Origin of the sequence: Variovorax sp. IB41 (genome assembly GCF_016405905.1) — a bacterium.
In the GTDB taxonomy this organism is placed as follows: domain Bacteria; phylum Pseudomonadota; class Gammaproteobacteria; order Burkholderiales; family Burkholderiaceae_C; genus Variovorax.
Genome location: NZ_JAEFCB010000020.1, coordinates 102,993 through 121,698, shown reverse-complemented (window position 1 = coordinate 121,698; position 18,706 = coordinate 102,993). Strand labels below are relative to the sequence as shown.

At 66.4% G+C, this 18,706-nt stretch carries 20 protein-coding genes; 10 read left to right on the top strand and 10 right to left on the bottom strand.

Annotated features, from left to right (window positions below; translation table 11 throughout):
- Positions 1-101: 101 nt before the first annotated feature.
- From JC881_RS26945 to JC881_RS26920, 6 genes are all read right to left on the bottom strand, one after another.
- Complete coding sequence (locus JC881_RS26945) at positions 102-914, bottom strand: ABC transporter ATP-binding protein (RefSeq protein WP_198788771.1); 813 nt, start codon at positions 912-914, stop codon at positions 102-104.
- Between the two features lie 100 nt (positions 915-1,014).
- A complete protein-coding gene (locus JC881_RS26940; RefSeq protein ID WP_198788770.1) occupies positions 1,015-2,346 on the bottom strand; it encodes an ABC transporter substrate-binding protein in 1,332 nt (443 codons plus the stop codon).
- Between the two features lie 69 nt (positions 2,347-2,415).
- Positions 2,416-3,480, bottom strand: coding sequence for a branched-chain amino acid ABC transporter permease (locus JC881_RS26935; protein ID WP_198788769.1), 1,065 nt, complete (start codon positions 3,478-3,480; stop codon positions 2,416-2,418).
- Between the two features lie 89 nt (positions 3,481-3,569).
- Positions 3,570-4,499: a branched-chain amino acid ABC transporter permease gene (locus tag JC881_RS26930; RefSeq protein WP_198788768.1), complete on the bottom strand. Its 930-nt coding sequence runs from the start codon at positions 4,497-4,499 to the stop codon at positions 3,570-3,572.
- A 15-nt stretch (positions 4,500-4,514) separates the two neighbouring features.
- A complete protein-coding gene (locus tag JC881_RS26925; RefSeq protein ID WP_198788767.1) occupies positions 4,515-5,300 on the bottom strand; it encodes an ABC transporter ATP-binding protein in 786 nt (261 codons plus the stop codon).
- Positions 5,297-7,252: an AMP-binding protein gene (locus JC881_RS26920; protein ID WP_198788766.1), complete on the bottom strand. Its 1,956-nt coding sequence runs from the start codon at positions 7,250-7,252 to the stop codon at positions 5,297-5,299. Before JC881_RS26920 ends, JC881_RS26925 begins: the two co-directional genes overlap by 4 nt.
- 84 nt (positions 7,253-7,336) lie before the next feature.
- Here JC881_RS26920 and JC881_RS26915 point away from each other — a divergent pair, with 84 nt between their 5' ends.
- The 5 genes from JC881_RS26915 (at position 7,337) to JC881_RS26895 (ending at position 10,343) form a co-directional block, all read left to right on the top strand.
- Positions 7,337-8,107 carry a Crp/Fnr family transcriptional regulator gene (locus JC881_RS26915; RefSeq protein WP_093436480.1) on the top strand — a complete coding sequence of 257 codons (771 nt, stop codon included), beginning with the start codon at positions 7,337-7,339 and terminating at the stop codon, positions 8,105-8,107.
- Positions 8,104-8,574 (top strand): hypothetical protein, encoded by a 471-nt coding sequence (locus JC881_RS26910; protein ID WP_198788765.1) that lies wholly within the window; start codon positions 8,104-8,106, stop codon positions 8,572-8,574. Before JC881_RS26915 ends, JC881_RS26910 begins: the two co-directional genes overlap by 4 nt.
- Positions 8,575-8,633: 59 nt before the next feature.
- A complete protein-coding gene (locus JC881_RS26905; RefSeq protein ID WP_198788764.1) occupies positions 8,634-9,401 on the top strand; it encodes an SDR family NAD(P)-dependent oxidoreductase in 768 nt (255 codons plus the stop codon).
- A 23-nt stretch (positions 9,402-9,424) separates the two neighbouring features.
- On the top strand, positions 9,425-9,682 hold the full coding sequence (locus tag JC881_RS26900) for a hypothetical protein (RefSeq protein WP_198788763.1): 258 nt from the start codon (positions 9,425-9,427) through the stop codon (positions 9,680-9,682).
- A gap of 229 nt (positions 9,683-9,911) precedes the next feature.
- Entirely contained in the window at positions 9,912-10,343 is a 432-nt protein-coding gene (locus JC881_RS26895; protein WP_198788762.1) for a hypothetical protein, read from the top strand.
- 10 nt (positions 10,344-10,353) lie between these two features.
- Here the strand turns inward: JC881_RS26895 and JC881_RS26890 are convergent, their stop codons facing one another.
- Positions 10,354-11,388: an MBL fold metallo-hydrolase gene (locus JC881_RS26890; protein ID WP_198788761.1), complete on the bottom strand. Its 1,035-nt coding sequence runs from the start codon at positions 11,386-11,388 to the stop codon at positions 10,354-10,356.
- A 60-nt stretch (positions 11,389-11,448) separates the two neighbouring features.
- A complete protein-coding gene (locus tag JC881_RS26885; RefSeq protein ID WP_198788760.1) occupies positions 11,449-12,426 on the bottom strand; it encodes a Bug family tripartite tricarboxylate transporter substrate binding protein in 978 nt (325 codons plus the stop codon).
- 219 nt (positions 12,427-12,645) lie between these two features.
- Here JC881_RS26885 and JC881_RS26880 point away from each other — a divergent pair, with 219 nt between their 5' ends.
- A complete protein-coding gene (locus JC881_RS26880) occupies positions 12,646-13,023 on the top strand; it encodes a VOC family protein (protein ID WP_198788759.1) in 378 nt (125 codons plus the stop codon).
- Between the two features lie 4 nt (positions 13,024-13,027).
- Here the strand turns inward: JC881_RS26880 and JC881_RS26875 are convergent, their stop codons facing one another.
- Together JC881_RS26875 and JC881_RS26870 are read right to left on the bottom strand one after the other, a co-directional pair.
- Positions 13,028-13,609: a superoxide dismutase gene (locus JC881_RS26875; RefSeq protein ID WP_198788758.1), complete on the bottom strand. Its 582-nt coding sequence runs from the start codon at positions 13,607-13,609 to the stop codon at positions 13,028-13,030.
- Positions 13,610-13,641: 32 nt separating this feature from the next.
- The gene (locus JC881_RS26870; protein WP_198788757.1) at positions 13,642-14,313 is read right to left on the bottom strand and encodes a helix-turn-helix transcriptional regulator; all 672 of its coding nucleotides are present in this window, start codon (positions 14,311-14,313) and stop codon (positions 13,642-13,644) included.
- A gap of 212 nt (positions 14,314-14,525) precedes the next feature.
- On the opposite strand from JC881_RS26870, the gene JC881_RS26865 reads away from it, so the two are divergent.
- The 4 genes from JC881_RS26865 to kdpB are packed head-to-tail and all read left to right on the top strand — an operon-like array spanning position 14,526 to position 18,699.
- A complete protein-coding gene (locus JC881_RS26865) occupies positions 14,526-14,684 on the top strand; it encodes a hypothetical protein (protein WP_198788756.1) in 159 nt (52 codons plus the stop codon).
- Positions 14,681-14,779 (top strand): K(+)-transporting ATPase subunit F, encoded by a 99-nt coding sequence (gene kdpF, locus JC881_RS26860; RefSeq protein WP_093243136.1) that lies wholly within the window; start codon positions 14,681-14,683, stop codon positions 14,777-14,779. Before JC881_RS26865 ends, kdpF begins: the two co-directional genes overlap by 4 nt.
- Position 14,780: 1 nt before the next feature.
- Positions 14,781-16,589 carry a potassium-transporting ATPase subunit KdpA gene (gene kdpA / locus JC881_RS26855; RefSeq protein WP_198788755.1) on the top strand — a complete coding sequence of 603 codons (1,809 nt, stop codon included), beginning with the start codon at positions 14,781-14,783 and terminating at the stop codon, positions 16,587-16,589.
- Positions 16,590-16,599: 10 nt separating this feature from the next.
- Complete coding sequence (kdpB, locus tag JC881_RS26850; RefSeq protein ID WP_198788754.1) at positions 16,600-18,699, top strand: potassium-transporting ATPase subunit KdpB; 2,100 nt, start codon at positions 16,600-16,602, stop codon at positions 18,697-18,699.
- The last annotated feature ends 7 nt before the right edge of the window (positions 18,700-18,706 follow it).

The following is an 18,706-nucleotide window of genomic DNA, read 5'->3' as shown; positions in this document are numbered from 1 at the left end:
CTTGCGCAGCGAAATCAAGGAGGAGCCGAAGGCGGGGGACATTCGCGGAGCAAGGTGCCCCGTCGGCGTGATCGCGCCCTGGACATCGGCACACAGGCGATTCAAGCGAGCCACCTCTTGCGCCGCTTGTAGCTCTTCACATCGCGAAAACTCTTGCGGTCCGCGCCGCCCACGCCAAGGTAGAACTCCTTGACGTCCTCGTTCTCGCGCAGGCTCTTGGCCTCGCCGTCCATCACGATGCGGCCGTTCTCCAGGATGTAGCCGTAGTCGGCGTAGCGCAGCGCCATGTTGGTGTTCTGCTCGGCCAAAAGAAACGTCACGCGCTCCTTGGTGTTGAGGTCCTTCACGATCTCGAACACTTCTTCGACGATCTGCGGCGCGAGGCCCATCGAGGGCTCATCGAGCAGCACCATCGTCGGGTTGGCCATCAGCGCGCGGCCGATGGCGCACATCTGCTGCTCGCCGCCCGAGGTGTAGGCCGCCTGCGAGGTGCGGCGCGTCTTCAGGCGCGGGAAATACGCGTAGACCTTGTCCAGCGTCTGCTGCACCGCGGCCTTGCCGTCGGTGCGCGTGTAGGCGCCGGTCATCAGGTTCTCTTCGATGGTGAGGTGAGCGAAGCAGTGGCGCCCTTCCATCACCTGGATGAGCCCGCGCTTGACCAGCTCGGCCGGCGACAGCGCCTCGATGCGGTTGCCGCGCAGCTCGATGGTGCCCTTGGTCACCGCGCCGCGCTCGCCCGCGAGCAGGTTGCTCACCGCGCGCAGCGTGGTCGTCTTGCCTGCGCCGTTGCCGCCGAGCAGCGCCACGATGCCGCCCTCGGGCACGGTGAGCGACACGCCCTTGAGCACGAGGATCACGTGGTTGTAGATGACCTCGATGCCGTTGACATTGAGAAGGATGTTGGGTTCGCTCATGGTGTGGTCCGAAGCATTCGCAAGGACAGCACAGGGGTGCCGTCCTTGCGAATGGCGGCTCTTGCGAGCCGCCACCGCACTTTCATTGGGTGTCAGTGCATCAAGACTGGCAGTCGGCGGCTTCGCGGCGCGTCAGCTTCTTTTCGCCGGCGTACTTGTCGGCGGCGCCCTTCACCATCGGCTTGATGATCTGGTCGTCGGCCTGGTACCACTCGGGCGCGATGTTCCACTTGGCGCCGTCCCAGGTTTCCATGCGGGCCCAGGTCGAGCCGATGTGGTCCTGGCACGAGGTGCTCACCGGGCGCATCACGCCGGCGAAGCCGAGCGCGTCGAGCTTTTTCTGGTCGAGCGCCAGGTTCTCCAGGCCCCAGCGCACCTGCTCGCCGGTCATGACCTTGCCCTTGCCGAAGCGCTCCTGCGCGCGCTTGACGGCTTCCACGCTCAGCATCGAGATGATGGCGCCGCGCGTGTAGAGCACCGAGCCCACTTCGTCGCGCGGACCCGAGCCCTGGCCCTTGTCGTGCACTTGCTTCAGGATGTCCTGGATCACCTTGTTGTCGGGACCCGAGCCATTCAGCGCGAGCGCGTTGTAGCCCTTGGCGTTGGCGCCCACGTCCTTCACGTCCGGCTCGGCGCCGGCCCACCACACGCCGTACATCTTCTCGCGCGGGAAGCCCGTGGCCACGGCCTCTTTCAGCGCGGTGGAGTTCATCACGCCCCAGCCCCACAGCAGCACGAAGTCGGGCCGCTGCTGGCGCACCTGCAGCCAGGCCGACTTCTGTTCCACGCCGGGCGCGGTCACCGGAATCAGCGAGAGGTCGAAGCCGTGCATCTTGGCGCGTTCCTGCAGCAGCGGAATCGGCTCCTTGCCGAACGGCGAGTCGTGATAGACGAGCGCGATCTTCTTGCCCTTGAGCTTGTCCAGGCCGCCCTCTTTCTTGCCCAGGTGCTGGATCAGGATGTCGGCCGCGGTCCAGTAGCTGCCCATGAGCGGGAAGTTCCACTTGAAGACGCCGCCGTCCTGCGAGGCCGCCAGGCCGTAGCCGAGCGTGACGAGCGGGATCTTGTCGGTGGGCACCTTGTCAGTCAGCGCGAAGGTGATGCCGGTGGCCTGCGGATCGAAGAGCGCGACGCCCGGGCGGCCCTTCAGGCGCTCATAGCATTCCACGCCCTTGTCGGTCGCGTAGCCGGTCTCGCATTCCTCGAAAGTGATCTTCACGCCGTTGATGCCGCCTTGCGCGTTGACCAGCTTCAGGTAGTCCTGCTTGCCGTTGGCCCACGGCGTGCCGTTGGGCGCGTAGGGGCCGGTGCGGTACACCAGGAGCGGGAAGAACTGCTCCTTGGCTTGTGCCTGCGCGAGCGATGGCGCGAGCAGGGCGCCGAGGGTGCTGGCCACCAGGGCGGCGGTCAGAGCGAGCGATTTCAGTTTCATGCCTGTCTCCTTTTGTGGGCACCTCGGTGCCGGGGTTTTTTACGAACGGGAACTCTTCGAAAAACTGTCTCAATGCGGGAAGGGCCAGAGCCGCAACTTCTCCTTGGCCGTGGACCACAGCCGCGCGAGGCCGTGCGGCTCGACGATCAAAAAGAACACGATCAGCGCGCCGAAGATCATGGTCTCCAGGTGCGAGGCCAGCGCGGTGGAAATCGAGAAGCCCAGCCACGCGGGCAGCTGGTTCAGAAAGAGCGGCAGCAGCACGATGAAGGCGGCGCCGAAGAAGCTGCCCATGATCGAGCCGAGCCCGCCGATGATCACCATGAAGAGCAGCTGGAACGAGCGGTCGATGCTGAACGCTGCCGGCTCCCACGCACCCAGGTGGATGAAGCCCCACAGTGCGCCGGCCACGCCGACGATGAAGCTGCTCACCGCGAAGGCCGTGAGCTTGGCGTACACCGGGCGGATGCCGATCACCGCGGCGGCCACGTCCATGTCGCGCATCGCCATCCATTCGCGGCCGATGGCGCTGCGCACGAGGTTCTTCGCGAGCAGTGCGAACACCACCACGAAGAGAAGGCAGAACAAATACTTCTGCACCGGCGACTCGATCGGCACGCCGAACACGTTGAGCCCTGCCACGCTCACCGAGCCCGAGGACGAGTTGTTGGTGAACCACTGGATGCGCAGGAACGCCCAGTCGGTGAAGAACTGCGCGGCCAGCGTGGCGACGGCCAGGTACAGGCCCTTGATGCGCAGGCTCGGAATGCCGAAGAGCACGCCGATCACTGTGGCGCACAGGCCACCCAGAAGCAGCGAGGCGATGAGCGGCATGCCGTCGATGCGCACCTGGAAGTTGTAGGCCGCGTAGGCGCCCACCGCCATGAAGGCGCCGGTGCCCAGCGAGATCTGGCCGCAATAACCGACCAGGATGTTGAGGCCCAGTGCCGCGAGCGACAGGATCAGGAAGGGCGTGAGGATGGCGCGCATCCAGTAGTCCGAGACGCCGAGCGGCACCACGACGAACGCCACGAGCAGCAGCACCAGCATCGCGATGCGGTCCTGCGCGATCGGGAGGATCTGTTGGTCGGCGCGGTAGCTCGACTTGAACTGGCCGTTTTCTCTGTAGAACATATCAATGCCCGTCCTGCCGCCCGAAGGGCATTGAGCGCCCCCTCGGGGGGCAGCGATACACGAAGTGATGAGCGTGGGGGCTTTTCATTTCAGACCCGATCGATGATCTTTTCGCCGAACAGGCCCTGCGGACGAACCAGCAGGAAGACCAACGCCAACACGTAGGCGAACCAGATCTCGATGCCGCCACCGAGCATGGGGCCGAGATAGATTTCAGACAGCTTCTCGCCCACGCCGATCAAAAGGCCGCCGATGATCGCGCCCGGAATCGAGGTGAGCCCGCCCAGGATCACCACCGGCAGCGCCTTCAGCGCCACCAGCGACAGCGAGAACTGCACGCCCAGCTTGGAGCCCCAGATGATCCCGGCCACCAGCGCCGAGAAGCCGGCCACCGACCACACGATCACCCAGATGCGCTTGAGCGGAATGCCGATGGACTGCGCGGCCTGATGGTCGTCGGCCACCGCGCGCAGTGCGCGGCCGGTGGCGGTCTTCTGGAAGAAGATGGCCAGCACCACCACGAGGCCCGCGGCCACCAGGGCGGCGATCAGGTCTTCCTGGCTCAGCAGCAGGCCGCCTTCGAAGGTGCCTTGCAGCACCATCAGCGGCTCCTTGGGCATGCCGACGTCGATCTTGTAGATGTCGTTGCCGAAGATGGTCTGGCCCAGGCCGTCCAGGAAGTAGGCGATGCCCAGCGTGGCCATCAGGAGCGTGATGCCCTCCTGGTTCACCAGCTTGCTCAATGCGAGCCGCTCGATCAGCCAGGCCACCACCACCATCACCGCCATCGCGGCGACGAAGGCCAGGATGTTCGCGAGGATCTGGTTCTGGAAGCCGAACCACAGCGGAAACCACTCGGAGAACCGCGCCATCGCCAGCGCCGCGAACAGCACCATCGCGCCCTGCGCGAAGTTGAAGACGCCCGAGGCCTTGTAGATCAGCACGAAGCCGATGGCGATCAGCGAATAGAGCATGCCGACCATGAGGCCGCCAAACAGGGTTTCAAGGAAAAAGCCCATCGTGTTCTTTCGTGATCAGTGCTCGACGCCGAGGTAGGCGCGGATCACGTCTTCGTTGTTGCGCACTTCATCGGGCGTGCCGTCGCCGATCTTCTTGCCGTAGTCCAGCACCACCACGCGGTCGGAGATGTCCATCACCACGCCCATGTCGTGCTCGATGAGAACGATGGTCGCGCCGAACTCGTCGTTCACGTCGAGGATGAAGCGGCTCATGTCCTGCTTCTCTTCCACGTTCATGCCGGCCATGGGCTCGTCCAGCAGGAGCACCTGCGGCTCCATCGCGAGCGCACGGCCCAGGTCCACGCGCTTTTGCAGGCCATAGGGCAGGCGGCCCACCGGCGTCTTGCGGTGCGCCTGGATTTCCAGGAAATCGATGATGTGCTCGACGAATTCGCGGTGCCGCAGCTCCTCGCGCTCGGCGGGGCCCCAGCGGAAAGCCTGGGCGAGCAGGCCGCTCTTCATCTTGAGGTTGCGCCCCGTCATGATGTTGTCCAGCACGCTCATGCCCTTGAAGAGCGCGAGATTCTGGAAGGTGCGTGCCACGCCCATCTCGGCCACCTGGCGCGAGTTCATGTGCTTGAAGGTCTGGCCGCGAAAAGTGATGGAGCCCTGCTGCGGCCAGTACACGCCGTTGATGCAGTTGAGCATCGAGCTCTTGCCCGCGCCGTTCGGGCCGATGATGGCGCGCACCTCGTGCTCGCGCACGTTGAAGCTGATGTCCGTGAGCGCCTTCACGCCGCCGAAGCTGAGCGAAATGTTCTGCACGTCGAGGATGACCTCGCCTGTCTTGCGATTGCTCATGCTGCCGCCTTCACAATGGGGAAGGTCCTGGCTTCGACGATCTTCAGCGTGGCATTCACCACGCCCGTGCGTCCGTCCTCGAACTTGACCTGGGTTTCGATGTACTGCTCGGTCTTGCCGCCGTAGAGCGCATCGAGCAGCACCGCGTATTTCTCGGCGATGAAGCCGCGGCGCACCTTGCGCGTGCGGGTCAGCTCGTCGTCGTCGGGGTCGAGTTCCTTGTGCAGCACGAGAAAGCGCGCGATCTGCGTCTCGCCCATGCCGTCTTCGCTCGCGAGGTCGGCGTTGACCTTGCCGATGCATTCGGCGATCAGCGTCAGCACCTCGGGCTTGCCGGCCAGGTCGACGTAGCCGCCATAGGCGAGGCCCCGGCGCTCGGCCCAGTTGCCCACGGCCTCGAAATCGATGTTGATGGCCGCGCAGACCTCGTCGCGCGCGTTGCCGAAGCACACCGCTTCCTTGATCTGCGGAAAGAACTTGAGCTTGTTCTCGATGTAGTTGGGCGCGAAGATCGCGCCGCCCACGAGCCGGCCCACGTCCTTGGCGCGGTCGATGATGCGCAGGTGCCCTTCGCTGTCGAGCACGCCCGCATCGCCGGTGTGGAAGTAGCCGTTGGCATCGAGCACTTCGGCGGTGGCGTCGGGGCGTTTGTAGTATTCCTTGAGCACCGAGACGCCGCGCACCAGCACTTCGCCGTCATCGGCGATCTTCAGTTCGATGCCGGGCGCCGCGGTGCCCACGGTCTGCAGCTTGACCTTGCCGTCCTGCTGCAGGCACACGTAGGCGCAGGTCTCGGTCTGGCCGTAGAACTGCTTGAGGTTCACGCCGATGGAGCGGTAGAAGCGGAACAGGTCGGGCCCGATGGCTGCGCCTGCCGTGTACGCCACGCGGATGCGGCTCATGCCGAGCACGTTGCGAAGCGGCCCGTAGATCAGGAGGTTGCCGAGGCCATACATCAGCCGGTCGCCCGTGCTCACCGGCGCGCCGTTGAGGATGTCGGCGCCCACGCGCTGCGCGAGCGCCATGAACTTCGCATAGAGCCAGCGCTTGGGCGCCGCCGCGTCTTCCATGCGGATCGACACCGCGGTGAGGAGCCCCTCGAAGGTGCGCGGCGGACCGAAGTAGTAGCTCGGGCCGATCTCGCGCATGTCGTTCATCACCGTCTCGGCCGACTCGGGGCAGTTGAGCGTGAAGCCGCCCACCAGCCATTGCGCCACCGAGAAGAGGTGATCGCCCACCCATGCCATCGGCAGGTAGCTCATGATGTTGTCGCCGGGGCCGAGCCGGTCGGTCTCCACGCCGCCGCGGCCCGCCGCGATGAAGCTCGCATGCGTCTGGCACACGCCCTTGGGGCGGCCGGTGGTGCCCGAGGTGTAGAGGATCACGCCGACGTCGGTGGCCTCGCCGCTCGCCACGGCGCGGTCGTAGTAGCCGACGTTGGCCTTGTCGAATTCACGGCCCAGCGCGCGCAGCGCTTCATAGCTCATGAGCCCGGGCTGGTCGTAGTGGCGCAGGCCCTTGGGGTCGTCGTAGATGATGTGGCGAATGCCGTGCGCCTGGTCTTTCTGCAGCTCGCGGCACTCCAGAAGCTTGTCGACCTGCTCCTGGTCTTCGACGATCACGAAGTCGATCGCCGCGTCCTGCAGCATAAAGACCATCTCGCTGGCGACCGCGTCCTGGTAGAGCGGCACGGGCACGCCGCGCAGGCTCTGCGCCGCGACCACCGCCATGTACAGGTGCGGCCGGTTGGCGCCCACGATGGCCAGGTTGTCGAAGGCCTTGAAGCCGAGGCTCGCGAGGCCGCAGGCCATCTCGCGCACCTCCTCGGCCACGGCGCTCCAGGTCCAGGTTTGCCAGATGCCGAGGTCTTTCTCGCGCACCGCGGGCGACTCGGGCTGGGCCTGGGCGTGCGCGAGCAGCAGACGGGGGAAGGTGGGGGCGGTTGTTTGCACAGTGGGCGGATCGTAGGTCTCACTTTGACGCCCGGTTGTCGTTCCAACGACAATCCTAGGGACACTACTCCCCGGAGTTTCCCGATGCCTCACGGCAACCTCAACCAGAGCCAGCTCGGCAATTCGATCAAGGACCGCGTGCGTGCCGCCAACGCCGCGGAGCTCGGCGGCATTCCCTGGCTGCCCACGCTCACGCCCGCCGAGCGCCGCCGCGCCGAGGCCGCGCTCGTGGTCGGCGAGGCCGAGCCCGGCGACCTCGTTTGCCGCGTCGGCCGCTCGCCGACCTACTGGTTCGGCGTGGTCGAGGGCCTCCTGAAGATGAGCAACGACAACGCCGACGGCGGCTCGGTCACCTACACCGGCGTGCCGCCCGGCGGCTGGTTCGGCGAAGGCACGGTGATGAAGCGCGAGCCCTACCGCTACAACATCCAGGCGCTGCGCCGCAGCGTGGTGGCAGGGCTGCCGATCGAGAGCTTCCACTGGCTGCTGGACCATTCGATCGGCTTCAACCGCTTCGTGATGAACCAGCTCAACGAACGCCTGGGCCAATTCATCGCGGCGCTGGAGATCGACCGGCTCAACAACCCCGACGCGCGCGTGGCGCGCAACCTGGTGTCGCTGTTCAACCCGGTGCTGTACCCGGGCGTGGGCGAGGTCTTGCGCATCACGCAGCAGGAGCTCGCGTACCTGGTGGGCCTGTCGCGCCAGCGCGTGAACGAGGCGCTCAACGGGCTCTCGGCGCAGGGCCTCATCCGCGTGGAGTACGGGGGCCTGCGCGTGCTCGACCTGCCGGGCCTGCGCGTGAGCGCGATGTCGAACAAGAAGAACGCCTCGGCGGAAACGGAAACCTCATGACCCTCAAAGACCAGCTCCAGGTCGTGCCCGCGAACGCGGAAGCGGCCTTCATTCCTCCGCCCGAGGCGCCGAAGACGAAGGCCCAGGACGCCGGTCCGACGCTCGCGGAAGCCATCGAACGCAACGAGGCGCTCACCGAGAAGATCGATGCACTCGACGCGATCCTCGCCAAGCCGCTCAGCGAAATCCTGGGCGATCGCGAGAAAGCCGAAGAAGCCGCGCTCGCCTGGGACCGCTTCGGCGCGATGTGGATGCTCTCGCAGCGCGCCATGCGCCGCGTGGCGCTCGACCTCGCGGCGCAGCTCGGCGTGAGCGAGGAAGAGGTCGTCGCGCGCGCGATGACGAACGCCAACGCGGTGCTCAACGGCGCCGACGAAGTCGACCTGGGCGGCACCATCGCGCCCGCGCAGCTGCAGCACATCGCGCGGCACCGCGCGTTCCTGCGCAAGCAATTCCGTACCGGTTGAGCCGCAAGGCCTCTCGATCCCCCTTAACCTCCCGCCTTCGTTCAAGAAAGACTATCCCGATGACCGCTGCCTCCCACCTCACCCTCATCACCGGCGCCTCGCGCGGCCTGGGCCGTGCCATGGCCGAACAATTGCTGCAAGCAGGCCACGTGGTGCTCGGCATTTCGCGCAAGCAAGATGCGCAGCTGGCCGAGGCCGCCAAGGCCGCCGGCGCCGAACTCACGCAGTGGGAGCAGGACCTGTCCGACCCCGTCGCCGCATCGGCCCGCGTGTCGGCCTGGCTCAAGGCGCTCGATGCGCAGCGCTTCGACAGCGTGACCCTCATCAACAACGCCGGCACCGTCGGCAACCCCGCGCCGCTGGCCGGCGCCGTGAGCGGCGAGCTGTCGCTGGCGCTGCGCATCGGCCTCGAAGCGCCGATGCTGCTGACCGCCGCGTTCCTCAACGCCACGCGCGAATGGCGCGGCGCGCGCAAGGTGCTGAACATCTCCTCGGGCCTGGGCCGCAACGCGATGGGCAGCCAGGCGCCCTACTGCGCGGCCAAGGCCGGCATGGACCGTTTCTCGCAGGCCGTGGCGCTCGAGGAAGCAGCCGCGCCGAACGGTGCGCGCATCGTCTCGCTCGCGCCCGGCATCATCGATACCGACATGCAGGTGCAACTGCGCGGTGCATCGGCAGAGAACTTTCCGGACCGCACGCGCTTCGTGAGCATGAAGGAAGAAGGCCGCCTGGACAGCCCCGCTGGCGCAGCCGCCAAGGTGCTCAAGTACCTGGCGCGCGAGGACTTCGGCGCGAACCCCGTGGCCGACGTGCGCGACCCGGCCTGAGCACCCCAGAAACGAGCACGACCATGGCCACCGCAAAGTCGATCGACACCAACGACTACAAGCTCTTCCCGTCGCCGAGGAACGTGCACCGCGTCATCTTCGAACACCAGGTCTTCGTGCCGTACCCGTACGCGCTGATCGTGATGGACGAGTTCTACTTCAAGGGCCGCTACAGCCTGTTCTCTGCGTGCAGGATGAGCGACGGGAAGATGGGGCAGGTGGTGACGTTCGAGCTGGACACGGACGTGGACATCTTCAACGCGAAGTTCGTGCCCGATTGAAGTGCGGCGTATGTCGCAGTAAGGCCGACTTCCTGTCGGTTGACCAGCCGTTGATGGCGTAGCTTCTCCCTGCGGGGCGCGGATGTGGGTTCGCGTTCCGACAACAACATTCAATATCAGGGAGTGACATGACCACAGCACGAACGGCCGGACATCCGGCAAACCATTCGCCGCGAGCGAAAAAGATGGAGTACGCATCTGCGGCCATCAACATGCGAGTGGAGGCCGCATGCAGGTGATGGCCGCTGCGGGACTCGCCCTTGCCGTGCTCTTCGCTGGAGAAGCGTCGGCCGCGGACAAGCCATTCACGGGTGTTTTCGAAGGCACGGGTCGTGCCTGCTCGGGCGATCTCTACATCCGCAGCAAGACGGTGGAATGGAACACCCCGTTCAGCGTTTGCAAGCGCGCGGCGTACGACGTGCTGGAAAAGGATTTCGCCGGCAGCGGCAAGCGCCTGGCACTCCATCGCAGAACGCGAAGCAAGCGCTGCGCGTATGTCGTGATCGAAATCGACAAAGTCGATTCGGTGAGCCCATACGCATGGAATGTCACGGGTTACCAATCCCTCGAAGCCTTCCAGAAAAGAGCCCAGCCCGACTGGCTGGGCTCACCGCTGCCCGAGCGGCTGACGCTGTCCTGTCCCACGGTCCTGCTGGACTGACGGGCCTTGGCTACTGCAGCACGAACCGATCGCGCTGCGCCTGCGCGCACTCACCCATCACGTTCAGCGCGCGCGACACCGCGGGCGTGCCGATCACGAAGGGATTCGCCGCGCTCGCCGGCTGTTGCCGCAGCGCGGCCAGCTTGCCCTGCGAGCCGTCGTAGCCTGAGTGGTTCGACACCAGCACATCGATTTTCTGCGCCTGTGCCACCGAGCCCATGCGCCGCGTCGCGTCGATGTAGCTCCCCAGCCGCGGCACGTTCTTGCCGAAGTTGAAGGCCGTGCCGCCCCAGAGCATCGCGCGGTGCTTCTGGCCGTTGGCGGTCACGTCGAACACCGGGGAGATGGTGCCCATGGTGTGGCCCGGCGTGATGTACAGCGTGACGGTGGTGTCGCCGAGCACGAGTCGGTCGCCGTCCTTGACCGACACATCGCCCGCGCCGCGCTTGGGCGGTGCGCCCCAGACGGGCGTGGCGAACTCGAGCTTCGTCTCGGTCATCGTCCAGTCGGCTTCGCTCATGACCACGCGGGCGCCATATTTCTGCGCGAGGTAGGGTGCGCCGCCGTAGTGGTCGCCGTGGCCGTGCGTGACGACCACGTACCTGATCTGCGCCGGGTCCAGGCCGAGCCTGCGCATGCCGCCCTCGATGAGCGCGGCGGCTTCCATCTGGTTGTTGAGCGCATCGATGAGGATGATGCCGTCCGAGGTCTTGATCGCCCAGGCGCTCACCCAGTCGGCGCCCACGAAGTAGAGGTTGTCGAAGGCCATGCCCGGCGGCGGCGCGGGCTTGTCGATGAGGGCCTTCAGGCCCCTGTCCAGCTCGGCCTGCGGCGGCTGCGCGGCGGGCGCGGGCTTGCAGAGCGCCAGGAGCGGCGCGAGGTCGGTGCCCGCGTCGCGCGTGGCCGCGGCGACGTGCGCGGCGATGGTGGCTTCGGAAGGCGGCTGCTGCGCCGGTGTCTGCGCGCAGCCCTGGATGAAAGCGGCAACCGCTGCCAGGGCGGTTGTCTTCAGCAGCAGGGTGCGCGGGTTCTTGCGGAATGCCATCGGTGTCTCCATGCCGTCGTCGCGGCCCGTTGTGGAGACACCATTCTGCGACGCGAAGGCTTATTCGATGGTCGCGCCCGAGGCTTGCACGATGCCCTTCCACTTCTCGTAGTCGGTCTTCAGGAGCGTGCCGAACTGCTCGGGCGTCATGCTCTCGGGCTCCGCACCCTGGCCGATGATGGCGGCCTTCATCTCGGGCGTGGCCAGGAGCTTGTTGACCTCGGTGTTCAGCGTGGCGACGATGTCCTTGGGCGTGTTGGCCGGCACGAAGATGCCGTACCAGGTGCTCACGTCGAAGCCCTTGTAGCCGAGCTCGGCGACGGTGGGCGTCTCGGGCAGCGAGGTGCTGCGCTTGGCGGAGGTGACGGCCAGCGGACGCAGCTTGCCGGCCTTGATCTGCGCCATGGCCGAGGGCACCGACGACACCATCAGGTCGACGTTGCCCGCCAGCACGTCCATCATGGCCGCGTTGGAGCCCTTGTAGGGCACGTGGCGCATCTTGATCTTGGCGGCGCTGTTGAAAATCTCGCCGGCCAGGTGGATGGTGGTGCCGTTGCCCGGCGAGCCGTAGGTGATGGTGTCGGGCACGGCGCGCGCGGCCTTGACCACGTCGTCCAGCGTCTTGAACTTGGAGTTGGCCTGCGTGACGATCACCACCGGCGTATAGGCCACGTGGGCCACGGCCGTCAGGTCCTTCACCGGATTGTAGCTCAGGTTCTTGTAGAGCCAGGGCGCCACGACCATGTTGTCCTTCTGGCCCATCACGATGTCGTAGCCCGTGGGCGCGGCGCGTGCGGCCTCGGCGATGCCGATGGTGCCGCCGGCGCCGCCGCGGTTGTCGGGCACCACGGTCCAGTGGTTCGCCTCGGTGAGCTTCTGCGCGACCAGGCGCGCCAGGATGTCGGTGCCGCCGCCGGGTGGGAAGGGCACGATCATGCGGATGGGCTTGGTGGGATAGCTCTGCGCATGCGCGGCGGTGGCGAACGCGAGGGGGAGTGCCAGCGCAAGGGCCAGCGTGCGGGTGAGTTTGCGGATCATGGGTTTGTCTCTGTGTCTGGACGAATCGGGGTTGCAGCAGTGGCGATGGAGGTCTTTTGGCCTCACTGCACCGAGGGTGCAGTGTGCCGGAAGTGGCGCGGCGCTGTTTTCGTGGTTCGCGATGGGTCCCGTATCAGACGGCGGCGACTTGACAGGGCCTCTCGGGCGTCGAACATGAAATGTCGATCCACACACAGCAAGCAACACAGGAGACAAACCATGCTCGGAAACATCGATGCGACGGCCAACCTCGCGGTGAAAGACCTCGCGGTGGCCCGCCGCTTCTACGAAGACACGCTGGGCCTCGCGCAGGTCGATGCGGAGGGCGACGAAGTCGTCGTCTACCGCAGCGGCAACACGCGCATCAACGTGTACCGCTCCGAATTCGCCGGCACCAACCAGGCGACGGCCGTGACCTGGCAGGTCGGCGCGGACATCGGCCGCCTCGCCGCGGCGCTCAAGGCCAAGGGCGTGCGCTTCGAGCACTACGACATGCCCGATACGAAGCTGGAAGGCGACCTCCATGTCATGGGCGACATGAAGGTCGCGTGGTTCAAGGACCCCGATGGGAACATCCTGAACCTGATCAACGGCTGATCGATCAGCCGAAGTTCTTCGCGGCGAAGTCCCAGTTCGCGAGCTTGGCCAGGAAGGTCTCGACGAACTTGGGGCGCAGGTTGCGGTAGTCGATGTAGTAGGCGTGTTCCCAGACGTCGACGGTCAGCAAGGCGGTGTCCGCGGTCGTCAGCGGCGTGCCGGCGGCGCCGGTGTTCACGATGTCCACCGAACCATCGGCCTTCTTCACGAGCCACGTCCAGCCCGAGCCGAAGTTGCCCACGGCCGACTTGACGAACGCTTCCTTGAACGCGTCGTAGCTGCCCCACTTGGCATCGATGGCCTTGGCCAGCGCGCCGGTGGGAGCGCCGCCGCCCTGCGGCTTCATGCAGTTCCAGAAGAAGGTGTGGTTCCAGATCTGAGCGGCGTTGTTGTAGATGCCGCCGCTGGCCTTCTTGATGATCTCTTCGAGGGTCATCGATTCGAACTCGGTGCCCTTCTGCAGGTTGTTGAGGTTCACCACATAGGCGTTGTGATGCTTGCCGTAGTGGTACTCCAGGGTCTCTTGCGAGTACTCGGGTGCCAGCGCGTCCAGGGCGTAAGGCAGGGGTGGGAGCTTGTGTTCCATGGTGGTTCCTTTTCGGTTGTGGGTAAGAGTTTTCAGGCGCGCGGCTTGGGGCTGACCTGGTAGGCGCAGCGCCGCGCGCCCGCGAGCACATGCTCGACGCGGCTGACGGTCACTTCGGGCCCCAGCACTTCGTCGAAGAGTTGCAGTTCACTGCGGCAAAAGCCTGTGCAGGCTTGCGCCGCGGTGCAGATGGGGCAGTGGTTCTCGATGAAGAGAAAGCCGTCGCCCTCGGGCCGGAACTCGGCCATATAGCCCTCGCGGCTGCGGATTTCCGCGAGCCGCTCCAGCCGCGTCTTGAGGCTGCGCGCGCCGCGCATGGCCTCGGTGTAGGTGGCGCGCATCGCGTTCTCGCGCGCGCCGATCAGCTGGTCCATGCCCTTCTCGCCGAACACGCTGATGACGGCGCTGATCATCTGCACCGTCATCTCCGCGTGCGTGTCGGGAAAGCGCTTGTGGCCCTCGCCGGTGAGCCGCCAGATCTGCGTCGGCCGGCCGCGGCCGCTCGGGCGGCTCTCGGCATCGACCAGGCCTTCGGCCTCCAGCTTGGCCATCTGCTGGCGCACCGCTTCCACCGTGACGTTCAGCACCTTGGCGATGTCGGGAATGCCGAGCGCGCCGCGGGTCTTGAGCGTGGAGAGGATGCGGTCTGCCGGCTGGTGCGGCATCCAGGTGGGCACGGTCGGTTTCGTGGGGCGGATGTCCATGGGCGATTGCCGTTTATCAAGCAAACGCTTTGATTATTAGATGCGCGTGTCCGTGCTGTCGAGCGCGGCGCGGCAATGACCCCCGGTGCACCGAGGCCATCCGCGGCCCGCGTTTTTACGCTTTCTTTATGCGCCCCCGCCGACTCTGTTCCCCGTTTTTACGGACGTCTGCCGAGACTGAAGGCCTTGTGTTTCGCTCCAGGAGCAATTGAATGGACATCGTCTGGATGGGCGCCTTGCTGGCGCTATGGGTCGTGGTAGCGGCCATGGTCGTCGGGCTGAACAGGCTCGAGGGACCGAATCCGCCGAACGCCGGTCATGCCGGCAGCACCGGCAACAGCGCCAACAACCGCAACGGAGACGCATCGTGATCAGCCTGGAAGTCCTCTACGGATTCGGCGCGCTCATCGCCGTGATCCTGTTCGCTTATCTCGTCTTCGCGCTGATCTGCGCCGAGGAATTCTGAAATGACCGCGTCCGCCTGGGGCCTCCTGGCCCTCTTCCTCGCCGCACTCGCCGTGCTGGCCTGGCCCGTCGGCAAATTCCTCGCCGCGCTGTGCAACGAGCGCGTGCCGCGCTGGATGCAGCGCGTCGAGGCGCCGCTCTACAAGCTCGCGGGCACCGCCCCCGAGCGCTCGATGAACTGGCGCACCTATGCGCTGGCGCTGCTGGCCTTCAACCTCGTGGGCGCCGTCGTCGTCTACGCGCTGCAGCGCCTGCAGGGCGTGCTGCCGCTGAATCCGGCCGGCATGGGCGCGGTGTCGTCCGACTCGGCCTTCAACACCGCGGTGAGCTTCGTCAGCAACACCAACTGGCAGGGCTACGCCGGTGAGTCGACCATGAGCTATCTCACGCAGATGCTCGGGCTCACGGTGCAGAACTTCTTCTCGGCCGCCACCGGCATCGCGGTGGCCTTCGCGCTGGTGCGCGGCTTCGCGCGTCGCGGGAACGGGGGCGACGGCAAGGGCCTGGTGGGCAACTTCTGGGCCGACATCACCCGCGTCACGCTGTGGGTGCTGGTGCCGCTGTCGTTCGTGCTCGCGGTCTTCTTCGTGGGCCAGGGCGTGATCCAGAACTTCGATGCCTACAAGTCCGTGGACACCGTCGAGACCACCGCCTTCCAGCAGCCCAAGGCGGGCGCGGACGGCCAGGCGCTCAAGGACGAGAAGGGCGCCCCGGTGATGGAAGACGCCACCACCAAAACGCAGACCCTCGCCATGGGCCCGGTCGCCTCGCAAGAGGCCATCAAGATGCTCGGCACCAACGGTGGCGGCTTCTTCAACGCCAACTCGGCGCACCCGTACGAGAACCCGACGGCGCTCAGCAATCTGCTGCAGATGATCGCGATCTTCCTGATCCCCGCGGCGCTGTGCTTCACCTTCGGCCGAGTCGTTGGCGACATGCGCCAGGGCTGGGCTGTGCTCGCGGCGATGACGATCATGTTCGTCGTCGCGGTGATGGTGATCACGCCCGCCGAGCAGGGCGGCAACCCGCTGTTCGCGTCGCTCGGCGTCGACCAGGTGTCCAGCGCATTGCAGAGCGGCGGCAACATGGAAGGCAAGGAAGTGCGCTTCGGCATCGACGCCTCGGCCCTGTTCGCCGCCATCACCACGGCCGCCTCGTGCGGCGCGGTGAACGTCATGCACGATTCGCTCACGCCGCTCGGCGGCATGGTGCCCATGGTGCTCATGCAGCTGGGCGAGGTGGTGTTCGGCGGCGTCGGCAGCGGCCTCTACGGCATGCTGATCTTCGCGATGCTCGCGGTGTTCATCGCGGGCCTCATGATCGGCCGCACGCCCGAGTACCTGGGCAAGAAGATCGAAGTGCGCGAGATGAAGCTCATCTCCATCGCCATCCTGGTCACGCCCGTCCTGGTGCTGGCCGGCACCGCGGTGGCGGTGATCGCGGGCGCCGGCAAGGCCGGCATCGCGAATCCGGGCGCGCACGGCTTCTCGGAAATCCTCTACGCGTTGACATCGGCTGCCAACAACAACGGCAGCGCCTTCGCGGGCCTCTCGGCCAACACGCCCTTCTACAACGGCCTGCTCGCGCTGGCCATGTGGCTCGGCCGCTTCGCGATGATCGTGCCGGTGCTGGCCATCGCCGGTTCGCTGGCGGCCAAGAAGCGCCTGCCCGTCACCAGCGGCACGCTGCCCACGCACGGCCCGCTGTTCGTCTCTTTGCTGATCGGCACCGTGCTGCTGGTCGGCTTGCTCAACTACGTGCCGGCATTGGCCCTGGGGCCGATCGTCGAACACCTGGTGCTCTGGAAATAAGGAGCCCACCATGACTGCCAACACCAAAACCTCTCTCTCGCTGTTCGACGCAGCGCTGGTCAAGCCCGCCCTCTGGGGCGCCTTCGCCAAGCTGAACCCGCGCACCCAGTGGCGCAACCCGGTGATGTTCATCGTCTACATCGGGAGCATCCTCACCAGCCTGCTCTGGGTGCATGCGCTGAGCTTCCCGGGCGACACCGGCATGAAGCCCGCCTTCGTGCTCGCCGTGACCATCTGGCTGTGGTTCACCGTGCTGTTCGCGAACTTCGCGGAAGCTTTGGCTGAAGGCCGCAGCAAGGCGCAAGCCGCGTCGCTGCGCGGCCTTCGCAAGGACACCTGGGCCAAGAAGCTGCAGGAGCCGCACCACGGTGGTCAATGGCTCCCTGAACAGGCGCCCAACCTGCGCAAGGGCGACGTCGTGCTGGTCGAGACCGGCGACGTGGTCCCGCTGGACGGCGAAGTGATCGAAGGCGTGGCCTCGGTCGACGAGAGCGCCATCACCGGCGAATCGGCGCCCGTGGTGCGCGAATCGGGCGGCGACTTCTCGGCCGTGACCGGCGGCACCCGCGTGCTGTCCGACTGGCTGGTGGTGCGCATCTCGGTGAACCCGGGCGAGTCGTTCCTGGACCGCATGATCGGCATGGTCGAGGCGGCCAAGCGCCAGAAGACGCCCAACGAGATCGCGCTCACCATCCTCCTGGTCGCGCTCACGCTCGTGTTCCTGATGGTCACCGTCACGCTGCTGCCGTTCTCGGTGTTCAGCGTGGAGGCGGCCGGTGCGGGCACCGTGGTGTCGCTCACCGCGCTGGTGGCGCTGCTGGTGTGCCTGATCCCGACCACCATCGGCGGCCTGCTCTCGGCCGTCGGCGTGGCCGGCATGAGCCGCATGATGCAGGCCAACGTGATCGCCACCTCGGGCCGCGCGGTCGAAGCGGCCGGCGACGTCGATGTGCTGCTGCTGGACAAGACCGGCACCATCACGCACGGCAACCGCCAGGCCAGCGCCTTCCTGCCCGCGCCGGGCGTGCCGAAGGGCCGGCTCGCGCGCGCCGCGATGCTCGCCTCGATGGCCGACGAAACGCCCGAGGGCCGAAGCATCGTCGAGCTCGCGCGCCGCGACGGCCTGGAGGTCGCCGCCGTGGAGATCGCGCGCTACGTGCCCTTCACCGCGCAGACCCGCATGAGCGGCGTGGACCTGCCGGCCGCGCCCAACAGCCTGGACACCGACGTCGTGCTGCTGCGCAAGGGCGCGGTCGATGCGATCCGCCGGCATGTCGAATCGCTGGGCGGCAGCATGCCGGCCGAGATGCTGCGCGCCGCCGAGGAAACCGCGCGCCGCGGCAGCACGCCGCTGGCCGTGGCCGAGGGCGACCGCGTGCTCGGCGTGGTCGAACTCAAGGACATCGTCAAGACCGGCATCAAGGAGCGCTTTGCCGAACTGCGCCGCATGGGCATCAAGACGGTGATGATCACCGGCGACAACAAGCTCACCGCAGCGGCCATCGCCGCCGAGGCCGGCGTGGACGACTTCCTGGCCGAAGCCACGCCCGAGGACAAGCTCGCGCTGATCCGCAAGTACCAGTCCGAAGGCCGCCTGGTCGCGATGACCGGCGACGGCACCAACGACGCCCCCGCGCTCGCGCAGGCCGACGTGGCTGTGGCCATGGGCAGCGGCACGCAGGCCGCGAAGGAGGCCGGCAACATGGTCGACCTGGACTCCAACCCGACCAAGCTGCTCGAGGTGGTGGAGACCGGCAAGGCGCTGCTCATGACGCGCGGCTCGCTCACCACCTTCTCGATCGCGAACGACGTGGCGAAGTACTTCGCGATCATTCCGGCGATCTTCGTCTCGACCTACCCGCAGCTGGGCGCGCTCAACGTGATGCGGCTGGCGAGCCCGTCGTCGGCGATTCTCTCGGCGGTGATCTTCAACGCGCTCGTCATCGTGTTCTTGATTCCGCTCGCGCTCAAGGGCGTGCGCTACCGGCCGGTGGGCGCTGCCGCGCTGCTGCGCCGCAACCTGGCCATCTACGGCCTGGGCGGCCTCGTCGTCCCTTTCATCGGCATCAAGTTGATCGACTGGCTGCTCGTCGCAGTCCACCTGGTCTGAGGAGCAT

Bases quoted from the DNA above. Each gene is read 5' to 3' on its own strand.
- JC881_RS26870 (WP_198788757.1), bottom strand. From the start codon at position 14,313: ATGGACATCCGCCCCACGAAACCGACCGTGCCCACCTGGATGCCGCAC.
- JC881_RS26885 (WP_198788760.1), bottom strand. From the start codon at position 12,426: ATGATCCGCAAACTCACCCGCACGCTGGCCCTTGCGCTGGCACTCCCC.
- JC881_RS26890 (WP_198788761.1), bottom strand. From the start codon at position 11,388: ATGGCATTCCGCAAGAACCCGCGCACCCTGCTGCTGAAGACAACCGCC.
- JC881_RS26910 (WP_198788765.1), top strand. From the start codon at position 8,104: ATGACCCTCAAAGACCAGCTCCAGGTCGTGCCCGCGAACGCGGAAGCG.
- JC881_RS26900 (WP_198788763.1), top strand. From the start codon at position 9,425: ATGGCCACCGCAAAGTCGATCGACACCAACGACTACAAGCTCTTCCCG.
- JC881_RS26915 (WP_093436480.1), top strand. From the start codon at position 7,337: ATGCCTCACGGCAACCTCAACCAGAGCCAGCTCGGCAATTCGATCAAG.
- JC881_RS26935 (WP_198788769.1), bottom strand. From the start codon at position 3,480: ATGTTCTACAGAGAAAACGGCCAGTTCAAGTCGAGCTACCGCGCCGAC.
- JC881_RS26945 (WP_198788771.1), bottom strand. From the start codon at position 914: ATGAGCGAACCCAACATCCTTCTCAATGTCAACGGCATCGAGGTCATC.
- kdpB (WP_198788754.1), top strand. From the start codon at position 16,600: ATGACTGCCAACACCAAAACCTCTCTCTCGCTGTTCGACGCAGCGCTG.
- JC881_RS26875 (WP_198788758.1), bottom strand. From the start codon at position 13,609: ATGGAACACAAGCTCCCACCCCTGCCTTACGCCCTGGACGCGCTGGCA.
- JC881_RS26940 (WP_198788770.1), bottom strand. From the start codon at position 2,346: ATGAAACTGAAATCGCTCGCTCTGACCGCCGCCCTGGTGGCCAGCACC.
- JC881_RS26925 (WP_198788767.1), bottom strand. From the start codon at position 5,300: ATGAGCAATCGCAAGACAGGCGAGGTCATCCTCGACGTGCAGAACATT.
- kdpA (WP_198788755.1), top strand. From the start codon at position 14,781: ATGACCGCGTCCGCCTGGGGCCTCCTGGCCCTCTTCCTCGCCGCACTC.
- JC881_RS26895 (WP_198788762.1), top strand. From the start codon at position 9,912: ATGCAGGTGATGGCCGCTGCGGGACTCGCCCTTGCCGTGCTCTTCGCT.
- JC881_RS26880 (WP_198788759.1), top strand. From the start codon at position 12,646: ATGCTCGGAAACATCGATGCGACGGCCAACCTCGCGGTGAAAGACCTC.
- JC881_RS26905 (WP_198788764.1), top strand. From the start codon at position 8,634: ATGACCGCTGCCTCCCACCTCACCCTCATCACCGGCGCCTCGCGCGGC.
- JC881_RS26865 (WP_198788756.1), top strand. From the start codon at position 14,526: ATGGACATCGTCTGGATGGGCGCCTTGCTGGCGCTATGGGTCGTGGTA.
- JC881_RS26930 (WP_198788768.1), bottom strand. From the start codon at position 4,499: ATGGGCTTTTTCCTTGAAACCCTGTTTGGCGGCCTCATGGTCGGCATG.